A 20,852-nucleotide genomic window follows, 5' to 3' on the forward strand; every position below is an offset into this window, starting at 1 on the left:
TACCCCTCCTTAGGCTTTACGCAGGCTTGCGTATATTTCATCAGTAAAGATGCCTAGTACCTGCCGCTTTATTTCTTCGTTGCTCAAAAGCATCGAGAAAAAGTCCTGATTCTGCGAAAGCCCCTCGATAAGGGCATCGTCGATGTCGTCAAAATAGGAAAACTCAAAATCTTTGACGGTGTTGTTTCTGGCGCTGGTTTTCAGTTTATCTGATTTTAGCAGTATGTCCCGGATTTGCAGCATTGCTTTTACTGCGACATCATTATCATAGGCTTTTCCTGTGCGACTGTTGATTTCGGCAATAATCTGGGAAAGTTTTTCTTCCTTGGCTTCGGTTAAGCCAAAGCTATCGGCCGTTGGAAGTTTCATAACCGGTTGCGCGACAAGCTCAGATTTTTTATGTTCCTCCTCCTTTTTCTGGACGAAATTGGTTGCCTTGATTTTTCCATCGAGGTTATAGCCGCCGCCCGGATGCTTGATGTTGATGTAAGAAAGCAAGTAGGTAATGAAGTTGTACTTCTTGTGTAGGTCTACATCCTCAAAGCAGGAAACTTGGAGCAGAAACTCATAAAACCGAACGAAGTGGCGCATGAGAGCTACGATCTCCTGCTGCTTGGTCACATCGTAATTTTCAATCAGATTTTTAGCCTTTTTGAAATAGAAGGTCAGCTTCTGTTTGTCCTTCGCGGTGATATTCTCGCTGTAGAGTAGGTCGTTTGCCCTCTCAATATCATCCGGGTCAAGAACTGTATAAGAATCGATATTAGCTTCAAGGTCATAAATTGCTGTCGGTGTCACCGAATTGGATAGCAATGTCGTTGTGTAATACGGTGCAAAGGCAGCAGTAATATCCGCATAGTCGTTTACGAAGTCCAATATAAATGTGTGCTTTTCAAACGGCGGGAAGATACGGTTTAAGCGAGACAGCGTCTGCACAGCTGTAACACCTTTCAGCTTTTTCATGACATACATGGCGCACAGCTTCGGCTGGTCGAATCCCGTCTGATATTTGTTTGCCACAAGCAGGACTTGATAATCGTCCTTGTCAAATTCTTTCGTGAGCTGATCTTCGGAAAAACCGTTCATGGAGGATTCGGTGTATTCGGTTGTATCATCGTTCGGCAGCTTCACCTTGCCAGAGAAGGCCACCAGCGCGCGAATATCCTTGTAGCCCTTCTTCGTGATATAGTCCTCGAAAGCCTGACGGTATTTGACAGCGCCCTGCCGGGATGCTGTAATTACCATCGCTTTTGCCATACCACCAAGCTCTGTCATAACGGAAGTGCGGAAATGCTCCACAATGACTTCAATGCGCTGTGAGATGTTCGTTTCATGCAGTTCCACAAATCGGGCAATCTGCCGCTTGGCATCAGAAGTCTTGCAGCGGGGGTCGTCCTCAATTTCTTTATTTATCTGATAAAAGGTATCATAAGTCGTATAGTTCTGCAGCACATCTAGAATAAAGCCTTCTTCAATAGCCTGCTTCATGGAGTAGACATGGAACGCTTCGCGCTGTCCCTTGGTATTCAACATCCCGAAAAGCTGAAGCGTGGTCGGCTTCGGTGTTGCAGTAAACGCAAACATCGACACATTTGCTTGCTTTCCGTTGCGGGCAATCTCGTCTGCAATTATGTCCTGCACATCGTTATAATCCTGCTCACCGACACCCAAAGACTGTGTGACAGCCGCCATGTCTTTTCCGGCAGTGGAGGAATGCGCCTCGTCGATAATGACTGCGAAGCGTTTTGCTTTCAACCCCGCGACGCTGTCCACGATATATGGGAATTTCTGAATTGTAGTTGCGATAATTTTTGTGTTGCCTTTGAGAGCGATTGCAAGATCGGCGGAGTTGCACTTATCATCCATCACACGGATAAGGCCTGTTTTGTGCTCCATGCCCATGATAGCTTTTTGAAGCTGGCGGTCAACCACCACTCGGTCGGTGATGATGACCACATTGTCAAAGATGATTTTATCGTCAGCGTCATGCAATGACGTGAGCCGGTGCGCCAGCCAAGCGATAGAATTCGTTTTGCCGGAGCCTGCGCTGTGCTGAATCAGATAATTCTGCGCAGTTTTATTTTCGCGTACGTCGCCCAGCAGCTTGCGGATTACGTCCAACTGGTGGTAACGCGGAAAAATGATACTTTCAGACTTTTTGATTTTGCCGGTAAACTCGTCCTCTTTTTCTTTTGTCTCCACAAAAATGAACTTGCTGATAAGGTTGAGCAAGGTATCCTTTGTGAGAATATCCTCCCACATATAGGATACGCTATACTTGTCCTTAAAGGTGGGATTGCCCGCTCCGGCGTTGACACCTTTTCCGTTGCCAATATTGAACGGCAGGAAGAAGGTGGAGTCGCCGGATAATTTTGTGGTCATATAGACCTCTTCCAGATCCATCGCAAAGTTGACGAGGCAACCTGCCTTAAATAGGAACAGACGCGTTTTCGGATTTCGCTCACAGCGGAACTGATAAATAGCGTCCTGATAGGATTGCCCGGCAGCATTGCACTTGAGTTCAAATGACATGATAGCAAGGCCATTTAAGAAGATAACCAAATCGACACGTTCTTTGTCGCTTGCCCAGACCTCCTCCATAACGGAAAAAATGTTCTTTTCGTAGTTCGCGAGAAGCTCTTTATTAAAAGTGGTAGCCGGTTTGGTATACATCAGTTCCAGCTTCATGCTGGAAATTTCAATCCCATGTTTCAGGATATCCAGCAGGCTGCCACGCGCCTTTGTCATCTCAGCGTTAATGAAACTGACAATGGTCTCTTCCAAGTCATCTTTATAGATTTTGCGCAGTGCCGCCATTGTAGCGCCCTGTGTATCGTTCAGAAATTTGAACAGCAGCTCACGGTCCATGGAAAACAGGCGGTCGTAACTGGTAGCCTTTCGGATAACATATCCGTTGTCTTTTTCCAAACGTTCCATTATAAACTTCTGATATTCTTTTTCTGAAAGAATGTTATTCATGCGTCACGACCTCCTTTCTGCCTTGTTGTAGTTTTAGTCGGAGTATTTTTCAAATCTGAGCTATCTTTTGAATAATACTCTCTGCCATCATCAGACCAGATAATTCTGTTGTAGCGATTGTCTGTAGATACATAAATTTCAAACCACTTTCTGTGTCCATAACGGTCTGTTTCTATAGTAAATATTACTGCGCCAGATGCTTTGACCCATTGTTTTACCGTATCATAGTCTTTTGGGTCAATATGGTAGTCAAGCCCTTGTTGATTATAAAAAGCATCAGTTGCTGCAGCAAGACTACAAAATTCATCCTTTGACTTATCAGCTTTCAAAAACTCGGTACCAGAGACATATAACGCAACGCCAATCCCTAATTCACAATCAGCAAATTCAACTTTCATGCGGTGACCTCCTTTTTACCTGTGACATACTCATAGATGAGAGATTTCTTGTATTCATCTAAAGTGGCAAGCTGTGCCTGCTTATCAGCAATCACCGCATTGGTCTTATCAATCATGCTGTCGATATATTCGACAATTTCCTGTTGTTCCTGCAAGGAAGGCACTGGATACAGCAGTTCGGATAGCTTGTTCCATCTCAGGTCGCAGGAGCGGACACGAATACCGGTAGCCATTGCGACGAAAACATCACCGTATGCCATGCTGCGGAGATAATACATGATGTAGCGTTTATTTTGCTTTGTGTCCAGTACATTCAAAACAGGTGAAGCTTTACCGCGAGAATCGGATATACCGATTGCCCCGGCGAAACCATCCATACCATGCACCACTAAATCACCAACATCAATACCTTGATAGCCAATTTCCTTATCTGCCATTGTAAAGCCATCTTCACGGCGATTTGTGCGGAGTGTAACCTCGCCGTCTCTGAAACAGGTGACCACGCCATCGTCTTCTCTTATAGGTTTTTGGACATAGGTCAGTATGTATTTTCCACGGATGCAATCCCACGATGAAGGCATTGTTCCAATCCATTTCACGCCACTGTCCTTCATCTCGGCATCCGGGTTCAAGCCCTTTGTGACCGCTTCGGTGATGACCGACCGCTTGTATTGTTCCAAGGTGTCAATCTGTGATTGAATATCAACAATAAGACTATCGATTTCGTCGCATTTGGCATCGAGGAAATCGGCAATACGCTGTTGCTCATCAATAGGTGGAATTACTACTGTACAATTCAACAACCAAGGTGCAAAAATATTACGCTGAATTGTGCCAACACCTCTTGATGAAGTCTCATATTGCTGGTACATGGATTTATCCCGCAATAGATAATTCATGTAAGCCGGATAGCCTTTCTTGGAAATTTTATAAACAAAGTAAGCGGGACTGATTATTCCGTCATATCGCGAAACACCAACAGATCCTCTCCATGCTTGCTGATTGTTAAGGACAAAATCTCCGATATGGACATTTTGATACCCCGACAAATCTTTGCTTGGCTTATGAACTTGCATCCCAGTTGATTCTGAGTAAGAAATCACTCCTCTATCAAGGTAAACAGACAGTAACTCCCTATCACCAGAGTTTTTCTCACTTCTTAATGTGAGGATGGCTTTCAGCTTTGAAACATTCCAACTAGCTGGTATAGCACCAAAACTTGATGCTCCACAATCTTTCATTTTTCTCATATCATCACCGCCTTAATCGAACAGCTTTGCTACGCGCTCATTGACCGATTGTTCAAGCGTAGTAAAGCGTTGTTCCAGTTCTTCGCTGGGGGTAGGCTGCTGATATTTGTAAAAATAGCGAGTAAACGGAATCTCCGCGCCGGTCTTGATAACCGGCTTTTTCTTGCTCAAATCTTCCTCAAAGAATGCTTTTGCATCGGGGATATGTGGCAGGACTTCTCTCGCCATATAGGTGTCGATGCCTTCCTGGTATTTTACGATTTCAGTATCCTTCGATTCTTTGTCATAGATGATTTCGCCCTTTTTGTCACGCTGAATTTCGGCGTTCTTATCCATGACGGAAAGACCGTCCGCAATCTTCTCAATCAGTTTTTTGTCTGCGGTCGCACAAGAAAGCACCTTTGTCAGCACAGGCAGAAATGCAGCCTGGGATAGATAGACCTCCTCAGAAATGGCGGCTTCCAGAGCGGCAACGATGCCATCAAACACAGGCTTGTTGTTCTGATAATCCTCCAGCTTTTTTACATCCTTGCCAGACAGCTCTTCTTCGGAATTTTCCAGTTCGCTGACTTTGCCCTCGTCATATAAAGAACTGAGCGAGCCTTTGGAAAGCATCTGCTGGATGCGTTCTTCCGTTATGGCGTAGCTGCGCTGAAGCGGTTGCATCACCGTATACTCACGGTAGATGAATTCCTCGTTATCATAGATTTTGCACAGCTCGTTTTCCTTGAAATCTGCATACAGTCGTGTAATGGCAGAGCGGTCTTCCGGGGCAATCTCGTTTTTCTTGTTGCCCAGTGCCTTGCGAAGTTTATGATAAATGCCGGAAGCGTCAATGAGTTGAATTTTGCCCTTTCGCTCGGTGCGTTTATTTTTCGACAGTACCCAAATATATGTAGCGATACCGGTATTGTAAAAGAGGTCAGTCGGCAACGCAATAATCGCTTCAATTAGGTCGCTTTGAAGCAGCCAACGGCGGATCTGGCTTTCGCCAGATGCAGTGCCACCAGAAAACAGCGGACTGCCGTTTTGAATGATGGCAGCGCGTCCGTTGTGCTTGTCCATTTTGTCAATTGCGGACTGCAAGAACAGCATCTGCATATCACCGGAGCCGGGAAGCCCCGCGCCCCAACGTCCGTCAAAACCCTTTTTATATTCTTCGTTTACGGCATTCTCAACGCCCTCGGCAGCGTCTTTGCCGCCCCACGCCGTACCGAACGGCGGATTTTCGAGCACGAAGCGCATCTCCGTACCCTTAAAGCGATCATCTATCATGGTGTCCTGATAACAGATGTTCTCGGAGTTCTGTCCTTTGATGAGCATTTCGGCAAGGCACATGGCATAGGATTCCGGGTTGATTTCCTGCCCAAAAAGCCGGACGTCTGCGGAGGGATTATAACGCTTGATGAAATTGTAGCCGGTGGAAAGCATACCGCCTGTGCCGCAGGCTTGGTCGAGTATCGTGATAACCTTGCCATCATCAAAAATGTCGTCGCAGCCCTCTGCCAATAGAATATTGACCATCGTTTTGATGATATCCCTGCCGGTGTAGTGGTCGCCAGCCTCGGCATTTTCAGAGAACTTACGGATAAGTTCTTCGAAAATATATCCCATCTTCACGTTGTCAATGGTACGCGGATCGAGGTCAAGCTCCGAAAACGCCTTGACGACACTGAGCAGACGATTATTCTTATCCATCTTGTCGATTTGCTTATAGAAATCAAGACCCTTTTCCGCAGAGAGCAGGATTTCCTGTACGTTGGGAGAAAAGCCTTGAATATAGCTTTTAAAATTGGCTGCGATATGATCGGCATCATTTACCAGCTCTGCAAGGTCGTACCCACTGGTATTGTAAAACTGAAAGCCGGAAATGCGATACATTGCCTTTGCCGGATAGGTCGGGTCAGCGTTATATTTATCGACGACCGCTTTTTTCGTATGCGCAAGGGCACACTCAAAACGGCGGATGATAGTCATCGGAATGATGACATCCTTATATTTATCACTCTGGTACGGACCGCGCAGCTTGTTTGCGATAGACCAGATAAAGTTTACTTCTGTGGAAACATCAATGGGGCTGTCGTCCCACATTGCATCTATTGCTTGTTTATCAACCATAATATTTCCTCCGTTCAGGCGCTTGCCTGTTTTAATTCTGTATTAACGGCTGTCCCATAAGAAGGACTTACGCCTCTATGCCCATCATCATATTGTAATGCTGTTCCTGATGTAGCGATTCAAAGATGAGCTTGAACACCGATTTATACTGCTCGGCATCGATACAATCCTCAACATAATTCAAGCCGTCACTGATGCCCTGCGGATTGTTGATATAGGTCAGCATTGCTGAAGCAAGCTGATATTTCTCGTAGTCCGGTTTACCGCCTTCTACGGGCGTTACGAATTTATCTTTATTATCCTCCAGAACGAGCTTGCGGATGTTCGTCCCTTCATAACCGCAAAGTTGCAGGAAGTAGTATTCAAGAATGCGACGGATTACATTGAGCAAAGGAATGGTGGATTTCAGTGCTTGGAATTCGTCCCACAATGCCGCATAGGAATTTTGAACAGGGTTGTAATTTTCTCTCTCGGTCGGGCTGCTTTCGCTCTCGCGGTCACAAAGCTTGACCGTAGATACATTATCAGTTTTATGTATCATATAAAACGAAACGCTCTTGTAACGTCCGACCTGACGATATGTTATTTCTCTGTGGAAGTACACATTATGCGTAAGGATAAATATCTGTTTTATGTAGTCGCCCTGAACAGTTTGCCCGCGATAATCGGTATTGTTATAGCAGACTTCGACCATTTCACGAATGATGGCACTGACAATAAACAGAGTATTGCTGTCCATACTGGAAACCGGGTCATCAATAACCACAATTTTGTCTTTTACTTCGTCGCTGCTGTGACTGCCGCGAACAAGATTATAGAAATATAGAAAAGCAATAAAATTTCGCTCGCCCTCACTCAGCTTTACCGCGATACTTCCGTCTTCACGGATAACCTCATAAACATTCGGGGTGTCTTTCTTTTCACGAAGGCTGAAGCCTTGGAAGCCAGAATCTTTCAGAAGGGCATTTATGCTGGCAATGGCGGCTTGCGTATTTACTACCTGTTTGTTAAGTTCTGCAATCTCTCCTGTCGCTGCATTGAAAGCACGGCGGGCAGCGGTTGCTTTGGATGTCAGTTCATCGGCTTCTTTTTGTAACTTAACCTGTTCTGCCTTATATTTTGCTACATCCGAACTCAGCATGAAAGCAAGATGCTCCCACACCTGATTTACTGAGGCTGTCTTTTTTGCCTTTTTGTCGTTCACGACATCGTTGTTTGCATTTATTTGACGATTGATTTCGTCAATAAGCGTACCAATTTCGATAAGCAGCGAATCCGTATCCTCGAGAGCCACAACAGACGTAGGTTCTTTCACCTTTCCGGCGATGCGCTGCTTGTTGATTTCGATGCTGCTTTTCAACAGTGCTATTTTGTCTTTGTATTCCGTCACGTCGACGGTTGCAAGCACATCCTGTAAATTTGCTTGCAGTGTGTCTAAAATGGCATCTGTTTCACGGGTGTAAGTAGCTTGAAAATCCGCAATATCGTTAATATCCTGCTGATATTGAGCATCAAAGCAAGCGGCAATTTCTTCATCGAAGCCATCTGGCAGCTTCTGCTGGCAGAAAGGACACTTTCCATCAGCTCCTGCAACGTAGTGGTCATGACCTTGCCGTACCCAGTCAGTGGCATGGAGTGCTTTCATAAATTTAGTGAATGATGATTCGCTGCTGCTGACGATAGCCTTGTCCATAAGGTCTTTTCCGGGTAACTTTCCATATGTGGTGGAACTGCCTGCTCTGGAGAAAAGCTTATATACTCTTGCAGAGGTATCAAATGCAATATCATACATCTTCTTTAAAGCGGTTAAATCGTGCTCCGCTGGGGTTGGAACGGCTAAAACGGCATCAGCAAACAGATTTATTCGTTTTTTGCCCTTCATGGCCTCATCAAAAGTTTCTCTTACAGTCTTTGTTTTGCTCCAGCAAGCATTCTGTAAAGAACTTAATGATGTGGCCATATCATCCCGCTTGCCGCCTGCCGCAGTAGTCAGTGTGCGATACTGCTCATCAAACGAGGCTCTGTCAGCTGTTTTCTGCTCAACTTGCTTTTGAATCTCTATATTCGTATCACATACGGTAAACACACCTGCGAGATTCCCGTAATTTTGCAGATTGCTATTAATGAAGTCTTGGTCATAAACCAAGATATCGTAGTCTGCGGCGGATTTTCCATCCTGCCAATCCAAGCTGGTATCAGAGCCGATAGCCTGCGCTATTGTTGATTTTCCGGCACCGTTTCTCCCATAGAAAAAATTGATAAAGGTTGGCTCAACCACGTCTCCGTTGAAGGTGGGGGTATTGAGCGTTATTTTTTTGATTGCGGATGGCATTTTGGGGGTCATAATTTTTCTCCTTCCACCGAGATTGGTCGGTATTTACGTAATATGATTTATTGCCTGTTAATCTTTGATTTTTCCTTTTCGTACCCATTCATCAACTTCGGAAATTTTGAACTTGTATCTCTTTCCAGCTTTGTTGATGGGGAGTTTTCCCTCCCGCATCCATGTGCGGACGGTGTCCTTGCTCACGCTGAGATATTCAGCAATATCCTCAAGGTTTACCCATTTTTCAGGAACACTGTTTTCCTTCTCGCTACTCATATTGAACCTCCATAATGTGTATATCGCGTTTCCGTACGGCTATTTATCTTAAAGGAGTGCGTCTATGCCTGCATTACGCAGTTTTTCGATAATATTTATCCGCTTAATTGTCCAATGCGTACTGTCGAATTCGTTGAACGCCGAAGCACAGTCAATAGAAATTTCAAAAGCAAGTTCATTCAATCGGCTCTGGGGTATTGCATACAGCAGATGAAAAGACACCCTAATACCGTTGTCCTGAATGCTAATATCATTTACAAATCCAAGGTATGCTTCTTGATTCCCACCCGCACAACAATACTGGTGGTTTTTGCCTGCGAATATAGCTGGGAAAGTTTTTATTGCTGCAATGGCATCCATATCGAGCTTTGCATACAAGGCTTTCAATTCTGGCGTTATACTTTCAGTTAATGCACACTTCTTCGGTACAATGAAATATCCTCCAGTAAATGTTTCATCACCAATAACGAACAGATTATAATAATCTGCATTTACAGTTCGTCTTGTCGGGAGTGTTACACCGTTTGTCTGAACAACAGGAATGTACACGCTTTTCATGTTTACCACATTTGCTTGAGCAATCAGCGTGTTCCCGTCACCGGGTAGAGTTATATTTGCCGATGCGCCTCTCGACGGAAGGACGGACGATGAGATCTGCTGAAGTTTTTCACTCATCTTTTTGCCCTCCGTTATTAATATTTACTGTATCTACCTGATTATAGAAGCTGTTGTTATTGCCAGATATATTGAAATTGAAGAATGTCGGATTGTTGTTTATAACCTGCTGCGTCAAATTGGATGCGGCAGGTTCTTTTTCTGCCGATTGTTCCTCACTACGAGGTTCATCACTACGAGGTTCATCACTTGTCAGAGGCTCGTCCACCAAAGGCTCATCAACAATTTCGTCATCTACATTTTCCCCAAAGGACTCACAATAGGTTAGCGTGATATTCCTTGTTATGAGGTTTGCAAGGTTACCTTTATACTCGCGCTTTCCGCCCCCGGTTGAGGGACACCACAAATTGATTGTTTCTTTACCGAAAGTGTTCCTTTCCGAACGGGTTACTGCGAAATACCAAACGCCTAATAAAAATGATTGCAAGCAAATATCTTTTGCTTTGAGAAGATCAGCTTTCGTTATGGTATCGCCATTCTCCAATGAATAGAAAGGTTGACTATCCCCGATGGAGTCATCAACCTCAATTAATGCAATAAGTTCCTTAACAAGGCGAATATCTTTTTTCATGCTGCCTGTGTCAACAAGCAAACCTATAACTTTGCACATATCGGCTAATGCGGTAGGATAACTTTCTTTGATACGTTCACCGAATGCGATCAATGCTGCATCATCACCGAAGGGGTATATTAAGCCACCTTCATTCTTACAAGTCTTATATTCCGAAGTATTGCCGCTAACAGTGCTGTCGGCGTATACAAATATACTCGTCCAATCAGGAACTATCACCTTGGATAAGGCAAACAGAGCTATGGGTTCGGAATATGGCTCCGGATTTCCTGTATAGTATTCATTTGCTCCGTGTAGGGGCTTTCTTGCGCGTAAAAACAATGTGAAGAAAGTACCGCCGCAAAGGCGTTGTTTAACTGTTTTCGTCATAGATTTTCACCACTTTTTCAAAAACCAACTCGGCGAACTCCAACCAACTTAGCGAAGTATGGCTGGCGAACTCGGCAAACTATTTCATGTCCTTGTGAGAAATCGCAGGGGCATTTTTTGTTGCTCTTGTATGGCGGCTAAGAGAGAAGAACCAATTTTGCAATTCACTCTAAACACCGCTAAACCATTATATCGCTTATTAACCCGAAATACAATGGAATAAGTGTAAATTTTCACTAATTCTCAGAGATTTCCCCCCTGCGATTGCTCACGCAATTCAAATCACAGGAGGAAATCTAATGAAAAACCAAGCAAATCAAAGCCCAAACCGCGAGTACAAGGTCTACATACCCAGTACCCACCAGTTCGTCCCGGTGACAAAGGAATTCTACTACGAATACTATCGCCCTATCTGGCGCACGCAGAAGGAAGCCCAGAAGAACGGTCAGTGCATGTGCCCGAGAAGCAAATTATGGCGCTGCGACGGCTGCTGCCTCGATTGCCCGTATCACTCTTCCGGAAAAGTATGGTCGCTTGAGTATGAGCAGGAGCTTATGGGGGACAAGCATGAAGACCCCAGCGCCGATATTGAATCAATCGTGACCGATAAAATCGTTTTGCAACAGCTTTTCAAGCGGCTGGACGAGCTTTTTCCTGAAGCCCGTCGCATAGGTGAGCTTCGCATGGAGGGTATCTCGGACCGTGACATTGCAGACATTCTTGGAATGCCCCGCAGCACATTCAGGTCGCGTCTCGAAAAAGTTGAAGCCCTGCTCCGTGAAGAGTACGGTGACATCATCTAATTAGGCATAATCTCCGGCCGCCCTAACACGGTGGTCGGAGATTTTTTCAAAAAAGTTTTTCTGTTTTTCGTCCAAATGGGCCTTTTCGTTCCAGTGAGTTGTGAAAGCGATACACAACCGGCTTTCAGAACGGAGGTGAAACGAATGTATCAGGCCCAAACAAAATCCCAGACCTGCACTGCGGACGAAGAACTCGTCGATGTTCTCACCGCAATCAGCGTCGTGTCCATGCGACTGGCAAGGAAACTGACCTTGCTGTCCACACAGAGTCAATCTATGGAAGGAGGAAAAACAGATGAGCAAAATGAGCGAAATGGCCGCAATCATCGAGGATCTGCGCAGTGCAGCTGCCGCTATTAACGAAGCCGCCAATTGGCTGGCAGAGCAGTTCAGCGGTGAAGAGTCCTCACCTGAAAAAACGGTTCCCGCCGAGCCTGTACTTACGCTGGAAGCGGTCAGAGCCGTCCTTGCGGACAAGTCCCGTGCCGGTTTCACCGCTCAGATTCGCTCGCTGCTCCAGAAGCACGGTGCCGACAAGCTGTCTGGTATCGACCCAGCTAACTACAAAGCACTGCTTGCCGATGTGGAGGGATTGACCGATGCCACCTAAAGGACACGCCTTACTCTCCGCATCCAGCTCCGAACGCTGGCTTCATTGCCCGCCCTCGGCACGGCTCTGTGAGAGTTACGATGACAAAAGCAGCGATTACGCCGCCGAAGGCACCGACGCCCATACGCTCTGTGAGTATAAGCTTCGCCGGGCGCTGGGTATGGAGGCCGAAGACCCAACTGAAAACCTCACCTGGTTCAATGAGGAAATGGACGACTGTGCCACCGGCTATGCCGTCTATGTGATCGAACAAGTGGAAGCCGCAAAGCAAACCTGTGCTGACCCGGTTGTCCTTATCGAACAACGCGCGGACTTTTCCCGCTGGGTAGAGTCCGGCTTTGGTACCGCAGATTGCCTCATCATTGCAGACGGCACCCTGAAAATCATCGACTACAAGCATGGGCGCGGAATCATGGTCGATGCAACCGAAAACCCACAAATGAAGTGTTACGCCCTCGGTGCTTTGGAGCTGTTCGATGGCATCTATGATTTCGACCGCGTGTCAATGACCATTTATCAGCCACGCCGCGATAACATCAGCACATACGAGCTCTCGAAAGATGAGCTTTACCGCTGGGCAAACGAGGTACTAAAACCTACAGCCGACCTTGCTTTCGCTGGTGATGGAAACTTTCTATGCGGCGAATGGTGCGGCTTCTGTAAGGCAAAGCACGACTGCCGTGCCAGAGCTGAGACCAATATGGAGCTTGCCCGTTATGACTTCAAGCTGCCGCCGCTGCTTACAGATGAGGACATTGAAGATATCCTTTCAAAGGTCGATGACCTTGTCGCTTGGGCGGCTGACATCAAGGAATACGCCTTACAACAAGCAATCAGCGGCAAAGACTGGATTGGATATAAGCTGGTCGAAGGACGTTCCAACCGCAAATACACCAATGAGACGGTAGTTGCCGACGCAGTCAGCAGGGCTGGTTTTGACCCATACGAACGCAAGGTTCTCGGTGTCACTGCCATGCAGAAGCTGCTCGGCAAATCCCGCTTTGATGAACTTCTCGCGGCCTACATTGAAAAGCCGCAAGGTAAACCCACTCTCGTGCCGGAGAGCGATAAGCGCCCGGCCATGAACACAGCCAAAAATGATTTTATGGAGGAAAACGATTATGAATAACAACACAAACAAAGTAAACAACCCCATGAAGGTTATTACCGGCCCCGACACCCGCTGGAGCTATGCAAACGTATGGGAGGCCAAGAGTATCAACGGCGGTACACCAAAGTTCTCTGTCAGCCTTATCGTTCCCAAGTCTGACACCAAGACCGTCGCCAAAATCAAGGCCGCTATTGAAGCAGCCTACCACGACGGCGAGTCTAAACTGAAGGGCAACGGCAAGTCTGTGCCTCCGCTGGCAGCACTCAAAATTCCTCTCAGAGACGGAGATTCTGAGCGTCCTGACGATCCTGCTTATGCCAACGCTTACTTCATCAATGCAAACTCTGCAACCGCTCCCGGTATTGTCGATGCTGACCGCAATCCCATTCTTACCCGCTCCGAGGTTTACTCCGGTGTTTACGGCAGGGCAAGCATCAGTTTTTATGCCTTCAATAGCAACGGAAACAAGGGAATCGCATGTGGTTTGAACAACCTGCAGAAGGTATGCGACGGCGAGCCTCTCGGCGGAAAGACCAGTGCTGAGTCCGATTTCGCAACCGACGATGACGACGATTTTCTGAACTGAGAAAGGAAGGGTGAAAAGCTATGACAACCTTACAAACCATCTTGTTGACCGTCCTTATTGCCATCTGGCTCTGTTTCAGCATTGTATTCCTGATTAATGCGATTCAGAGCGCAGTGTATGACCGCAAGCGTGAGAAGCGTGAAAAAGCACAGGCCGTCCGTGATAAGGAATACCATGAGCTGCGCATGAAGGAAATCAGCAAGTAACAGTATCTATGAGGGCGGCAGAGACATTCTTTGCCGCCCTCTTCTCAATAAAGGACGGTTGATTATGAAAACACTCAGTATAGATATTGAAACCTATAGCAGCGCCAACCTCGCCAAGAGCGGAGTGTACCGCTATGCTGAAGCACCGGACTTTGAGATTCTTCTGTTCGGCTATTCTGTAGATAGTGGCTCTGTTCAGGTTGTTGACCTTGCCTGCGGCGAGAAAATACCGCCAGAAGTGATAGACGCGCTCACGGATGAAACGGTGACCAAATGGGCCTTCAACGCCAACTTCGAGCGGGTCTGCCTGTCTCGCTTTCTTGGACTGCCGACCGGCGAGTATCTCGACCCTATTTCATGGAAGTGCTCGATGGTATGGGCTGCGACAATGGGACTGCCGCTTTCACTGGAAGGCGTCGGATCGGTGCTTAAGCTGGATAAGCAAAAGCTCACCGAGGGCAAAGACCTCATTAAATACTTTTGCCATCCTTGTGCGCCTACAAAATCCAACGATCAGCGCACCCGTAATTACCCGTACCACGCGCCGGACAAGTGGACGGCGTTCAAACGGTATAACGCCCGCGATGTTGAAACGGAGATGTCCATTCAGGAAAAGCTCTCCAAGTTTGCGGTGCCGGACAGCGTCTGGGATGAATATCAACTTGATCAAGAGATAAACGACCGAGGTGTGGCGCTGGATATGACACTGGTGCAGGAGGCTATCGCTATGGACGGTCGTTCCCGTTCTGAGCTCACCACCGTCATGAAGCGCCTAACCGAGCTGGAAAATCCGAACTCTGTGCAGCAGATGAAACAATGGCTTGCCAACAACGGCATGGAAACGGACACGCTCGGCAAAAAGGCCGTGGTTGAGCTTTTGAAAATAGCACCTCCGGAGCTCTCAGATGTTCTCTCCCTCCGTCAGCAGCTTGCAAAATCGTCGGTACGAAAATATCAGGCGATGCAAAACGCAGTCTGTTCCGATGGCCGCGCCCGTGGGATGTTTCAGTTTTATGGAGCCAATCGCACAGGACGCTGGGCAGGCAGGCTCATACAGATGCAAAACCTGCCACAGAACCATTTGGAGGATTTAGCTGAGGCTCGTGCTCTTGTTCGCTGCGGCGACTTCGATGCGCTGGAAATGCTCTACGAAGATGTACCAGACACGCTGTCGCAGCTCATCCGGACAGCATTTATTCCAAGAACTGGTGCAAAGTTCATCGTTTCCGACTTCAGCGCCATCGAAGCCCGAGTGATCGCATGGCTCGCCGGTGAACAGTGGCGGCAGGACGTGTTTGCCAAAGGCGGCGACATCTACTGCGCCTCAGCCAGTCAGATGTTCAAGGTGCCGGTTGAGAAGCATGGTGTCAATGGCCATCTGCGCCAGAAAGGCAAAATCGCCGAACTTGCCCTCGGTTATGGTGGCTCAGTTGGTGCGCTCAAGGCAATGGGTGCTCTTGAAATGGGCCTTGCTGAAGATGAGCTTCCTCCGCTCGTTGACGCATGGCGGCAGTCCAATCCGCGCATCGTGAAATTCTGGTGGGACGTTGACCGCGCCGCGATGGAGGCAGTTCGTCACAAGCATACCAATGAAACCAACGGCATCGTTTTTACCTGCCGGAGCGGGATGCTGTTCATCACACTTCCGTCTGGTAGGCAGCTTGCCTATGTAAAGCCGCGCATCGGCGAGAACAAGTTCGGCGGCAGTTGCATTACTTACGAAGGTGTAGGCGGCAAAAAGAAATGGGAGCGGCTGGATTCTTATGGGCCGAAGTTCGTGGAAAACATCGTTCAAGCCACGGCCCGCGACATACTCTGCTATGCCATGCAGACACTCCGGTGCTGTTCCATTGTCATGCATATCCACGACGAAGTTGTAATCGAAGCCGATACGCACATGTCGCTGGATGCTGTCTGCCAGCATATGGGTCGGACGCCGCCATGGGCAAAAGGGCTGCTACTCCGTGCCGATGGCTACGAGACAGATTTTTATAAAAAAGATTAAAGGGTTTCGTCCAAAGTGGGCTTTTTGTTCCAGTGAGATTTAGAGGTGGGCAAAAAGTCCGCCGTGAAAGGAGTGTTCCTAATGAGTATAGACAAATACAACAGTGAGGGCTATTACGACCCAACTGCCTATGAAGCAATGTCCATTATTGAAAAAGAGGAACGGGCGCTTCGAGCATTCCGGCCTATCATATATATTTGCTCTCCATTTTCAGGAGATGTGGAAGGTAACGTGAAGGCCGCGCAGTGCTACAGCCGATATGCCGTGGACAATGGCTACATTCCCGTCGCACCGCACCTGCTGTTCCCACAGTTTCTAAACGATGATAATCCCGCCGAGCGCCAGCTTGGGTTGTTCTTCGGAAACGCCCTGATGAGCAAATGCTCAGAGGTATGGGTGTTCGGCAGCATTATCTCGGCCGGTATGGAGGCTGAAATCAAAAGGGCCAAGTGGAAGAACTACCGTTTGCGCTACTTTACCGAAAACTGCGAGGAGGTGCAGGTTTGATGTTCACCATTTATCATTCTGATTTTATCGGCAACCCCGGCAATTGCTCCTATCCTCACAAGGTGGAAATTACCGATTCAGCATCGCTGGCCGCTGCGGTCGGTCGAGACTATGTGTGCGCAGAGTACAAAAACAACTATCGAAACGGCGATAACTTCATAGGCAGCGACTGCCTGCCTGTGGACTGTGATAACGACCACTCGGAAAACCCTGAAGATTGGATGCTGCCAGCCGATGTTATGGAGGCGTTTCCCGGCGTGACCTTTGCCGTTCACTACAGCCGGTCCAATATGCGTGAAAAGAACGGTAAACCCGCTCGGCCGAAGTTCCATGTTCTTTTTCCCATCGACCACATAGCAGACGCAACTTGCTACAGCGATATGAAGAAGCTGGCCAACGCCATATTCCCGTATTTTGACACCAAGGCACTGGATGCTGCTCGTTTTTTCTTCGGTACCAATTCGCCGGAGGTGGAGATTTACGAAGGCAGCATGAAATTAAGCGCATTTTTGGAAGGCGACGATTTTGATGTGGATATGACCAGTGGTCTTCGTGCCAATCAGGTCATTCCGGAGGGCAGTCGCAACGCCACCATGTCCCGCTTCGCCGGGCGCGTTATCAAAAAATATGGTGATGGCGATGCTGCCTACCAGTGCTTTTTGGAGGAAGCCGCAAAATGTTCACCACCGCTGGAGGATGGCGAGTTTCAAACCATCTGGCACAGCGCCCAGCGCTTCTTTGCAAAGGTTCAACAGCAGGATGGATATGTGCCACCGGAGGTATATAACGACCCAGCGTCATATAAACCCGGCGATTACTCCGATGTCGGACAGGCGGAAGTGCTGGCGAAATACTTCTCTTGTGAGCTGCGGTACTCTCCGGCTACGCACTTTATCCGCTACAACGAGCACTATTGGCAGGAAAGTGAGCCCGGCGCACAGGCCGTCGCCCATGAGCTGACCCGTCGCCAGCTCACGGAAGCCACGAAAGACCTGCAATCGGCGATGAAACTGCTGACGGAAAACGGCGGTCAGGAGATTATTGAAAACACCTCCAAAGCAAAGGCCGAGTCTCTTATGAACGATGCGCAGCTTGAAACATATCGGGATTTTCTTGCGGCCAAAGCATATCAGTCCTTCGCCATACGCCGCCGGGATTCCAAAAATATCACCGCAACGCTGAAAGAGTCTCATCCCATGCTGGAGATCTCGCCGCGTGACCTTGATGCCGACTGCTTTCTACTGTGCACACCCGCTGCTACTTACGATTTGAGAAAAGGCATGGTTGGAGCCAGAGAACATTCGCCGGAGGATTTTATCACCAAAATGACCTCGGTATCACCCAGCAACAAGGGCGAACAGCTTTGGCTGGACAGCTTAAACCTCATCTTCTGCGGCAATCAGGAGCTTATCGACTATGTACAGATGATTTGCGGTCTCGCTGCCATCGGGAAGGTTTATGTGGAAGCTCTGATTATTGCTTACGGCGGCGGGCGCAACGGTAAGTCCACCTTCTGGAATGCAGTCTCCCGTGTACTCGGCCTTTACAGCGGCAACATCTCTGCTGACACGCTGACGGTCGGATGCCGCCGGAACATTAAACCGGAGATGGCCGAGGTCAAGGGCAAGCGACTGCTCATCGCCGCCGAAATGCAGGAAGGCGCAAGGCTTAACGATTCTACTGTCAAGCAGCTTTGCTCCACAGATGATGTTTTTGCCGAGAAAAAGTACAAGGACCCATTCAGCTTCACGCCCTGTCACACTCTGGTCCTCTATACCAACCACCTGCCGAAGGTCAGTGCCTCTGATGACGGTATCTGGCGCAGGCTGATTGTCATTCCATTTGATGCCAAAATTGAAGGCAGCAGCGATATCAAGAACTACGGTGAGTACCTTTATCAGAAAGCCGGTGAAAGTATTCTCGCGTGGATTATTGATGGTGCCAAAAAAGTCATTGCACTGGATTACAAAATTCCGGTACCGGAATGTGTGCAAAAAGCCATTGCGGAGTACCGGGCGCAGAACGACTGGTTTGGCCATTTCCTTGAGGACAAATGTGAGCTTGGAGCGAGTTTCCGGGAAAGTTCCAGTGCGCTTTATCAGACGTATCGGAATTATTGCATTGACACCAATGAGTATATCCGCAGTACCACTGATTTCTATTCTGCACTGGAGGCTGCTGGGTATGGCCGTATCAAGGTCAAAAACAAGCGGTTCTTTACAGGACTGCGACTAAAAACCGACGACGGAGATTTTGAGGATTTCCTGAACTGATGGACTATGGGGTAACCTCGATAAAGGTCATATACAAAAAGTCTCTTAAGACCTTAAAAAATAAGTCTAAGAAAATTTTTATAAATGACCTGCGCCGAGGTTACCCCTCCTTAAAATCCCTGATGGGGCGTGAGAATATGAGAGAAAAAGCAATTGAAAAAAAACTGGTTCAGGAAGTCAAAGCGGTTGGCGGTATCGCACCGAAGTTCACAAGCCCTGGCTTTGACGGTATGCCCGACCGCATCATACTTTTACCGGGTAGCCACATGGCTTTCGTGGAAGCAAAGTCTCCCGGTGAAAAGCCGAGACCGCTGCAACTGGCAAGACACAGATTACTACGAGGGCTCGGTTTCAGAGTCTATGTTTTGGATGACGAGCGACAGATTGGAGGGATTCTTGATGAAATACGAACCACATAACTACCAGAAATACGCCATCGACTACATCGAGGAACACCCCATTGCCGCCGTTCTGTTGGATATGGGCCTTGGCAAGACGAGTATCACGCTGACGGCGCTGAACGACCTGCTGTTTGACAGCTTCGAGGCGCATCGCATTTTGGTAATCGCACCACTGCGAGTGGCACGGGACACATGGCCAACTGAAGCAGATAAGTGGGACCACCTGCAGAACCTCATCTGCTCCGTGGCAGTCGGCACCGAAGCAGAGCGCCGTGCGGCACTGATAAAACCGGCCGACATTTACATCATTAACAGAGAAAACGTCCAATGGCTCATTGAGGACAGCAAGCTGCCATTTAACTTCGACACTGTCGTAGTTGACGAGCTGTCCTCATTCAAAAACTACCAAGCAAAGCGCTTCCGAGCGCTGATGAAGGTGCGACCCACGGTAAAACGCATCATCGGATTAACCGGAACGCCAAGCAGCAATGGCCTCATGGATTTGTGGGCTGAGTTCCGACTGCTGGATATGGGTGCTCGCCTCGGACGTTTCATCAGCCACTACCGGCTTGACTACTTCATGCCAGACAAGCGCAATGGTCAGGTCATCTTCAGCTACAAGCCACTCCCAGGCGCAGAGCAACGGATCTATGACAAAATCTCTGACATCACCATCTCTATGAAGTCAACCGATCTTTTAAGAATGCCGGAGCTGATCAGCAGCGAATACACCATCCACCTCTCCGAAGAGGAGCGCCAGCGTTATGATGTTCTGAAAAGCGAGCTCGTACTGCAGTTCCCGGATGGCGACATCACCGCCGCAAATGCCGCCGCTCTCACCGGGAAGCTATGCCAGATGGCAAACGGCGCGATATATACCGACGACGGCAGCACCCTTACTATCCATGAACAAAAGCTGGACGCACTGGAGGATATCATCGAAGCTGCTGGTGGCAAGCCGCTTCTTGTGGCCTATTGGTTTAAGCATGACCTTGCCCGGATCACTGAACGGCTGCACAAGCTCCGTATCCCGTTCTCCAAGCTGGACAGCGCCGACAGTATCCGCAGGTGGAACACCGGTGAACTGCCCGTGGCACTAATCCACCCCGCCTCCGCCGGTCACGGGCTGAACCTTCAAAGCGGCGGCTCCTGCATCGTCTGGTTTGGGCTGACCTGGTCACTGGAATTATATCAGCAGACCAACGCCCGTCTGTGGCGGCAGGGCCAGAGTGCCGAAACGGTTGTGGTGCAGCACATCGTCGCCAAAGGAACTATTGACGAGCGGATTCTGCGGGTACTGTCGAAAAAGGACAGCACTCAGGCCGCTTTGATAGCGGCGGTAAGAGCCGACCTGCACATCTGAGAAAATCTATGACAATCCGTGCCAA

19 protein-coding genes are annotated in these 20,852 nt (G+C 48.1%); 11 read left to right on the forward strand and 8 right to left on the reverse strand.

Annotation, left to right across the window (positions count from 1 at the left end; all coding sequences use genetic code 11):
- Nucleotides 1–9: 9 nt before the first annotated feature.
- From KNL20_RS09225 to KNL20_RS09260, 8 genes are all read right to left on the reverse strand, one after another.
- The gene (locus KNL20_RS09225) at nt 10–2,979 is read right to left on the reverse strand and encodes a type I restriction endonuclease subunit R (protein WP_230397480.1); all 2,970 of its coding nucleotides are present in this window, start codon (nt 2,977–2,979) and stop codon (nt 10–12) included.
- Entirely contained in the window at nt 2,976–3,377 is a 402-nt protein-coding gene (locus KNL20_RS09230; RefSeq protein ID WP_230397481.1) for a hypothetical protein, read from the reverse strand. Before KNL20_RS09230 ends, KNL20_RS09225 begins: the two co-directional genes overlap by 4 nt.
- Entirely contained in the window at nt 3,374–4,627 is a 1,254-nt protein-coding gene (locus tag KNL20_RS09235; RefSeq protein ID WP_230397482.1) for a restriction endonuclease subunit S, read from the reverse strand. The genes KNL20_RS09230 and KNL20_RS09235 overlap by 4 nt, the downstream gene beginning before the upstream one ends.
- 12 nt (nt 4,628–4,639) lie before the next feature.
- On the reverse strand, nt 4,640–6,745 hold the full coding sequence (locus tag KNL20_RS09240) for a type I restriction-modification system subunit M (RefSeq protein ID WP_230397483.1): 2,106 nt from the start codon (nt 6,743–6,745) through the stop codon (nt 4,640–4,642).
- A gap of 67 nt (nt 6,746–6,812) precedes the next feature.
- Nucleotides 6,813–9,089, reverse strand: coding sequence for an AAA family ATPase (locus tag KNL20_RS09245; protein WP_230397484.1), 2,277 nt, complete (start codon nt 9,087–9,089; stop codon nt 6,813–6,815).
- A gap of 57 nt (nt 9,090–9,146) precedes the next feature.
- Nucleotides 9,147–9,347, reverse strand: a complete 201-nt coding sequence (locus KNL20_RS09250; protein ID WP_230397485.1) for a helix-turn-helix domain-containing protein — start codon at nt 9,345–9,347, stop codon at nt 9,147–9,149.
- A gap of 48 nt (nt 9,348–9,395) precedes the next feature.
- The gene (locus KNL20_RS09255) at nt 9,396–10,022 is read right to left on the reverse strand and encodes a hypothetical protein (protein ID WP_230397486.1); all 627 of its coding nucleotides are present in this window, start codon (nt 10,020–10,022) and stop codon (nt 9,396–9,398) included.
- On the reverse strand, nt 10,015–10,962 hold the full coding sequence (locus tag KNL20_RS09260; RefSeq protein ID WP_230397487.1) for a hypothetical protein: 948 nt from the start codon (nt 10,960–10,962) through the stop codon (nt 10,015–10,017). The genes KNL20_RS09255 and KNL20_RS09260 overlap by 8 nt, the downstream gene beginning before the upstream one ends.
- Nucleotides 10,963–11,261: 299 nt before the next feature.
- Here KNL20_RS09260 and KNL20_RS09265 point away from each other — a divergent pair, with 299 nt between their 5' ends.
- The 11 genes from KNL20_RS09265 (at nt 11,262) to KNL20_RS09315 (ending at nt 20,827) form a co-directional block, all read left to right on the forward strand.
- A complete protein-coding gene (locus KNL20_RS09265; protein ID WP_230397488.1) occupies nt 11,262–11,765 on the forward strand; it encodes an RNA polymerase sigma factor in 504 nt (167 codons plus the stop codon).
- A 144-nt stretch (nt 11,766–11,909) separates the two neighbouring features.
- Nucleotides 11,910–12,125, forward strand: a complete 216-nt coding sequence (locus tag KNL20_RS09270; protein WP_230397489.1) for a hypothetical protein — start codon at nt 11,910–11,912, stop codon at nt 12,123–12,125.
- Entirely contained in the window at nt 12,061–12,375 is a 315-nt protein-coding gene (locus KNL20_RS09275; RefSeq protein WP_230397490.1) for a DNA ligase, read from the forward strand. The genes KNL20_RS09270 and KNL20_RS09275 overlap by 65 nt, the downstream gene beginning before the upstream one ends.
- Nucleotides 12,365–13,504: a DUF2800 domain-containing protein gene (locus KNL20_RS09280; RefSeq protein WP_230397491.1), complete on the forward strand. Its 1,140-nt coding sequence runs from the start codon at nt 12,365–12,367 to the stop codon at nt 13,502–13,504. Before KNL20_RS09275 ends, KNL20_RS09280 begins: the two co-directional genes overlap by 11 nt.
- On the forward strand, nt 13,497–14,072 hold the full coding sequence (locus KNL20_RS09285) for a DUF2815 family protein (RefSeq protein WP_230397492.1): 576 nt from the start codon (nt 13,497–13,499) through the stop codon (nt 14,070–14,072). The genes KNL20_RS09280 and KNL20_RS09285 overlap by 8 nt, the downstream gene beginning before the upstream one ends.
- A gap of 20 nt (nt 14,073–14,092) precedes the next feature.
- Nucleotides 14,093–14,278, forward strand: coding sequence for a hypothetical protein (locus KNL20_RS09290; RefSeq protein ID WP_092639084.1), 186 nt, complete (start codon nt 14,093–14,095; stop codon nt 14,276–14,278).
- A gap of 64 nt (nt 14,279–14,342) precedes the next feature.
- A complete protein-coding gene (locus KNL20_RS09295) occupies nt 14,343–16,283 on the forward strand; it encodes a DNA polymerase (protein ID WP_230397493.1) in 1,941 nt (646 codons plus the stop codon).
- 81 nt (nt 16,284–16,364) lie between these two features.
- On the forward strand, nt 16,365–16,790 hold the full coding sequence (locus KNL20_RS09300) for a DUF7768 domain-containing protein (protein WP_230397494.1): 426 nt from the start codon (nt 16,365–16,367) through the stop codon (nt 16,788–16,790).
- Nucleotides 16,790–19,063 carry a phage/plasmid primase, P4 family gene (locus KNL20_RS09305; protein ID WP_230397495.1) on the forward strand — a complete coding sequence of 758 codons (2,274 nt, stop codon included), beginning with the start codon at nt 16,790–16,792 and terminating at the stop codon, nt 19,061–19,063. The genes KNL20_RS09300 and KNL20_RS09305 overlap by 1 nt, the downstream gene beginning before the upstream one ends.
- A gap of 137 nt (nt 19,064–19,200) precedes the next feature.
- Entirely contained in the window at nt 19,201–19,482 is a 282-nt protein-coding gene (locus tag KNL20_RS09310) for a VRR-NUC domain-containing protein (RefSeq protein ID WP_230400082.1), read from the forward strand.
- Nucleotides 19,463–20,827, forward strand: coding sequence for a DEAD/DEAH box helicase (locus tag KNL20_RS09315; protein WP_230397496.1), 1,365 nt, complete (start codon nt 19,463–19,465; stop codon nt 20,825–20,827). Before KNL20_RS09310 ends, KNL20_RS09315 begins: the two co-directional genes overlap by 20 nt.
- Nucleotides 20,828–20,852: the final 25 nt, after the last annotated feature.

This window comes from Novisyntrophococcus fermenticellae (assembly GCF_018866245.1).
In the GTDB taxonomy this organism is placed as follows: Bacteria; Bacillota; Clostridia; order Lachnospirales; family Lachnospiraceae; genus Novisyntrophococcus; species Novisyntrophococcus fermenticellae.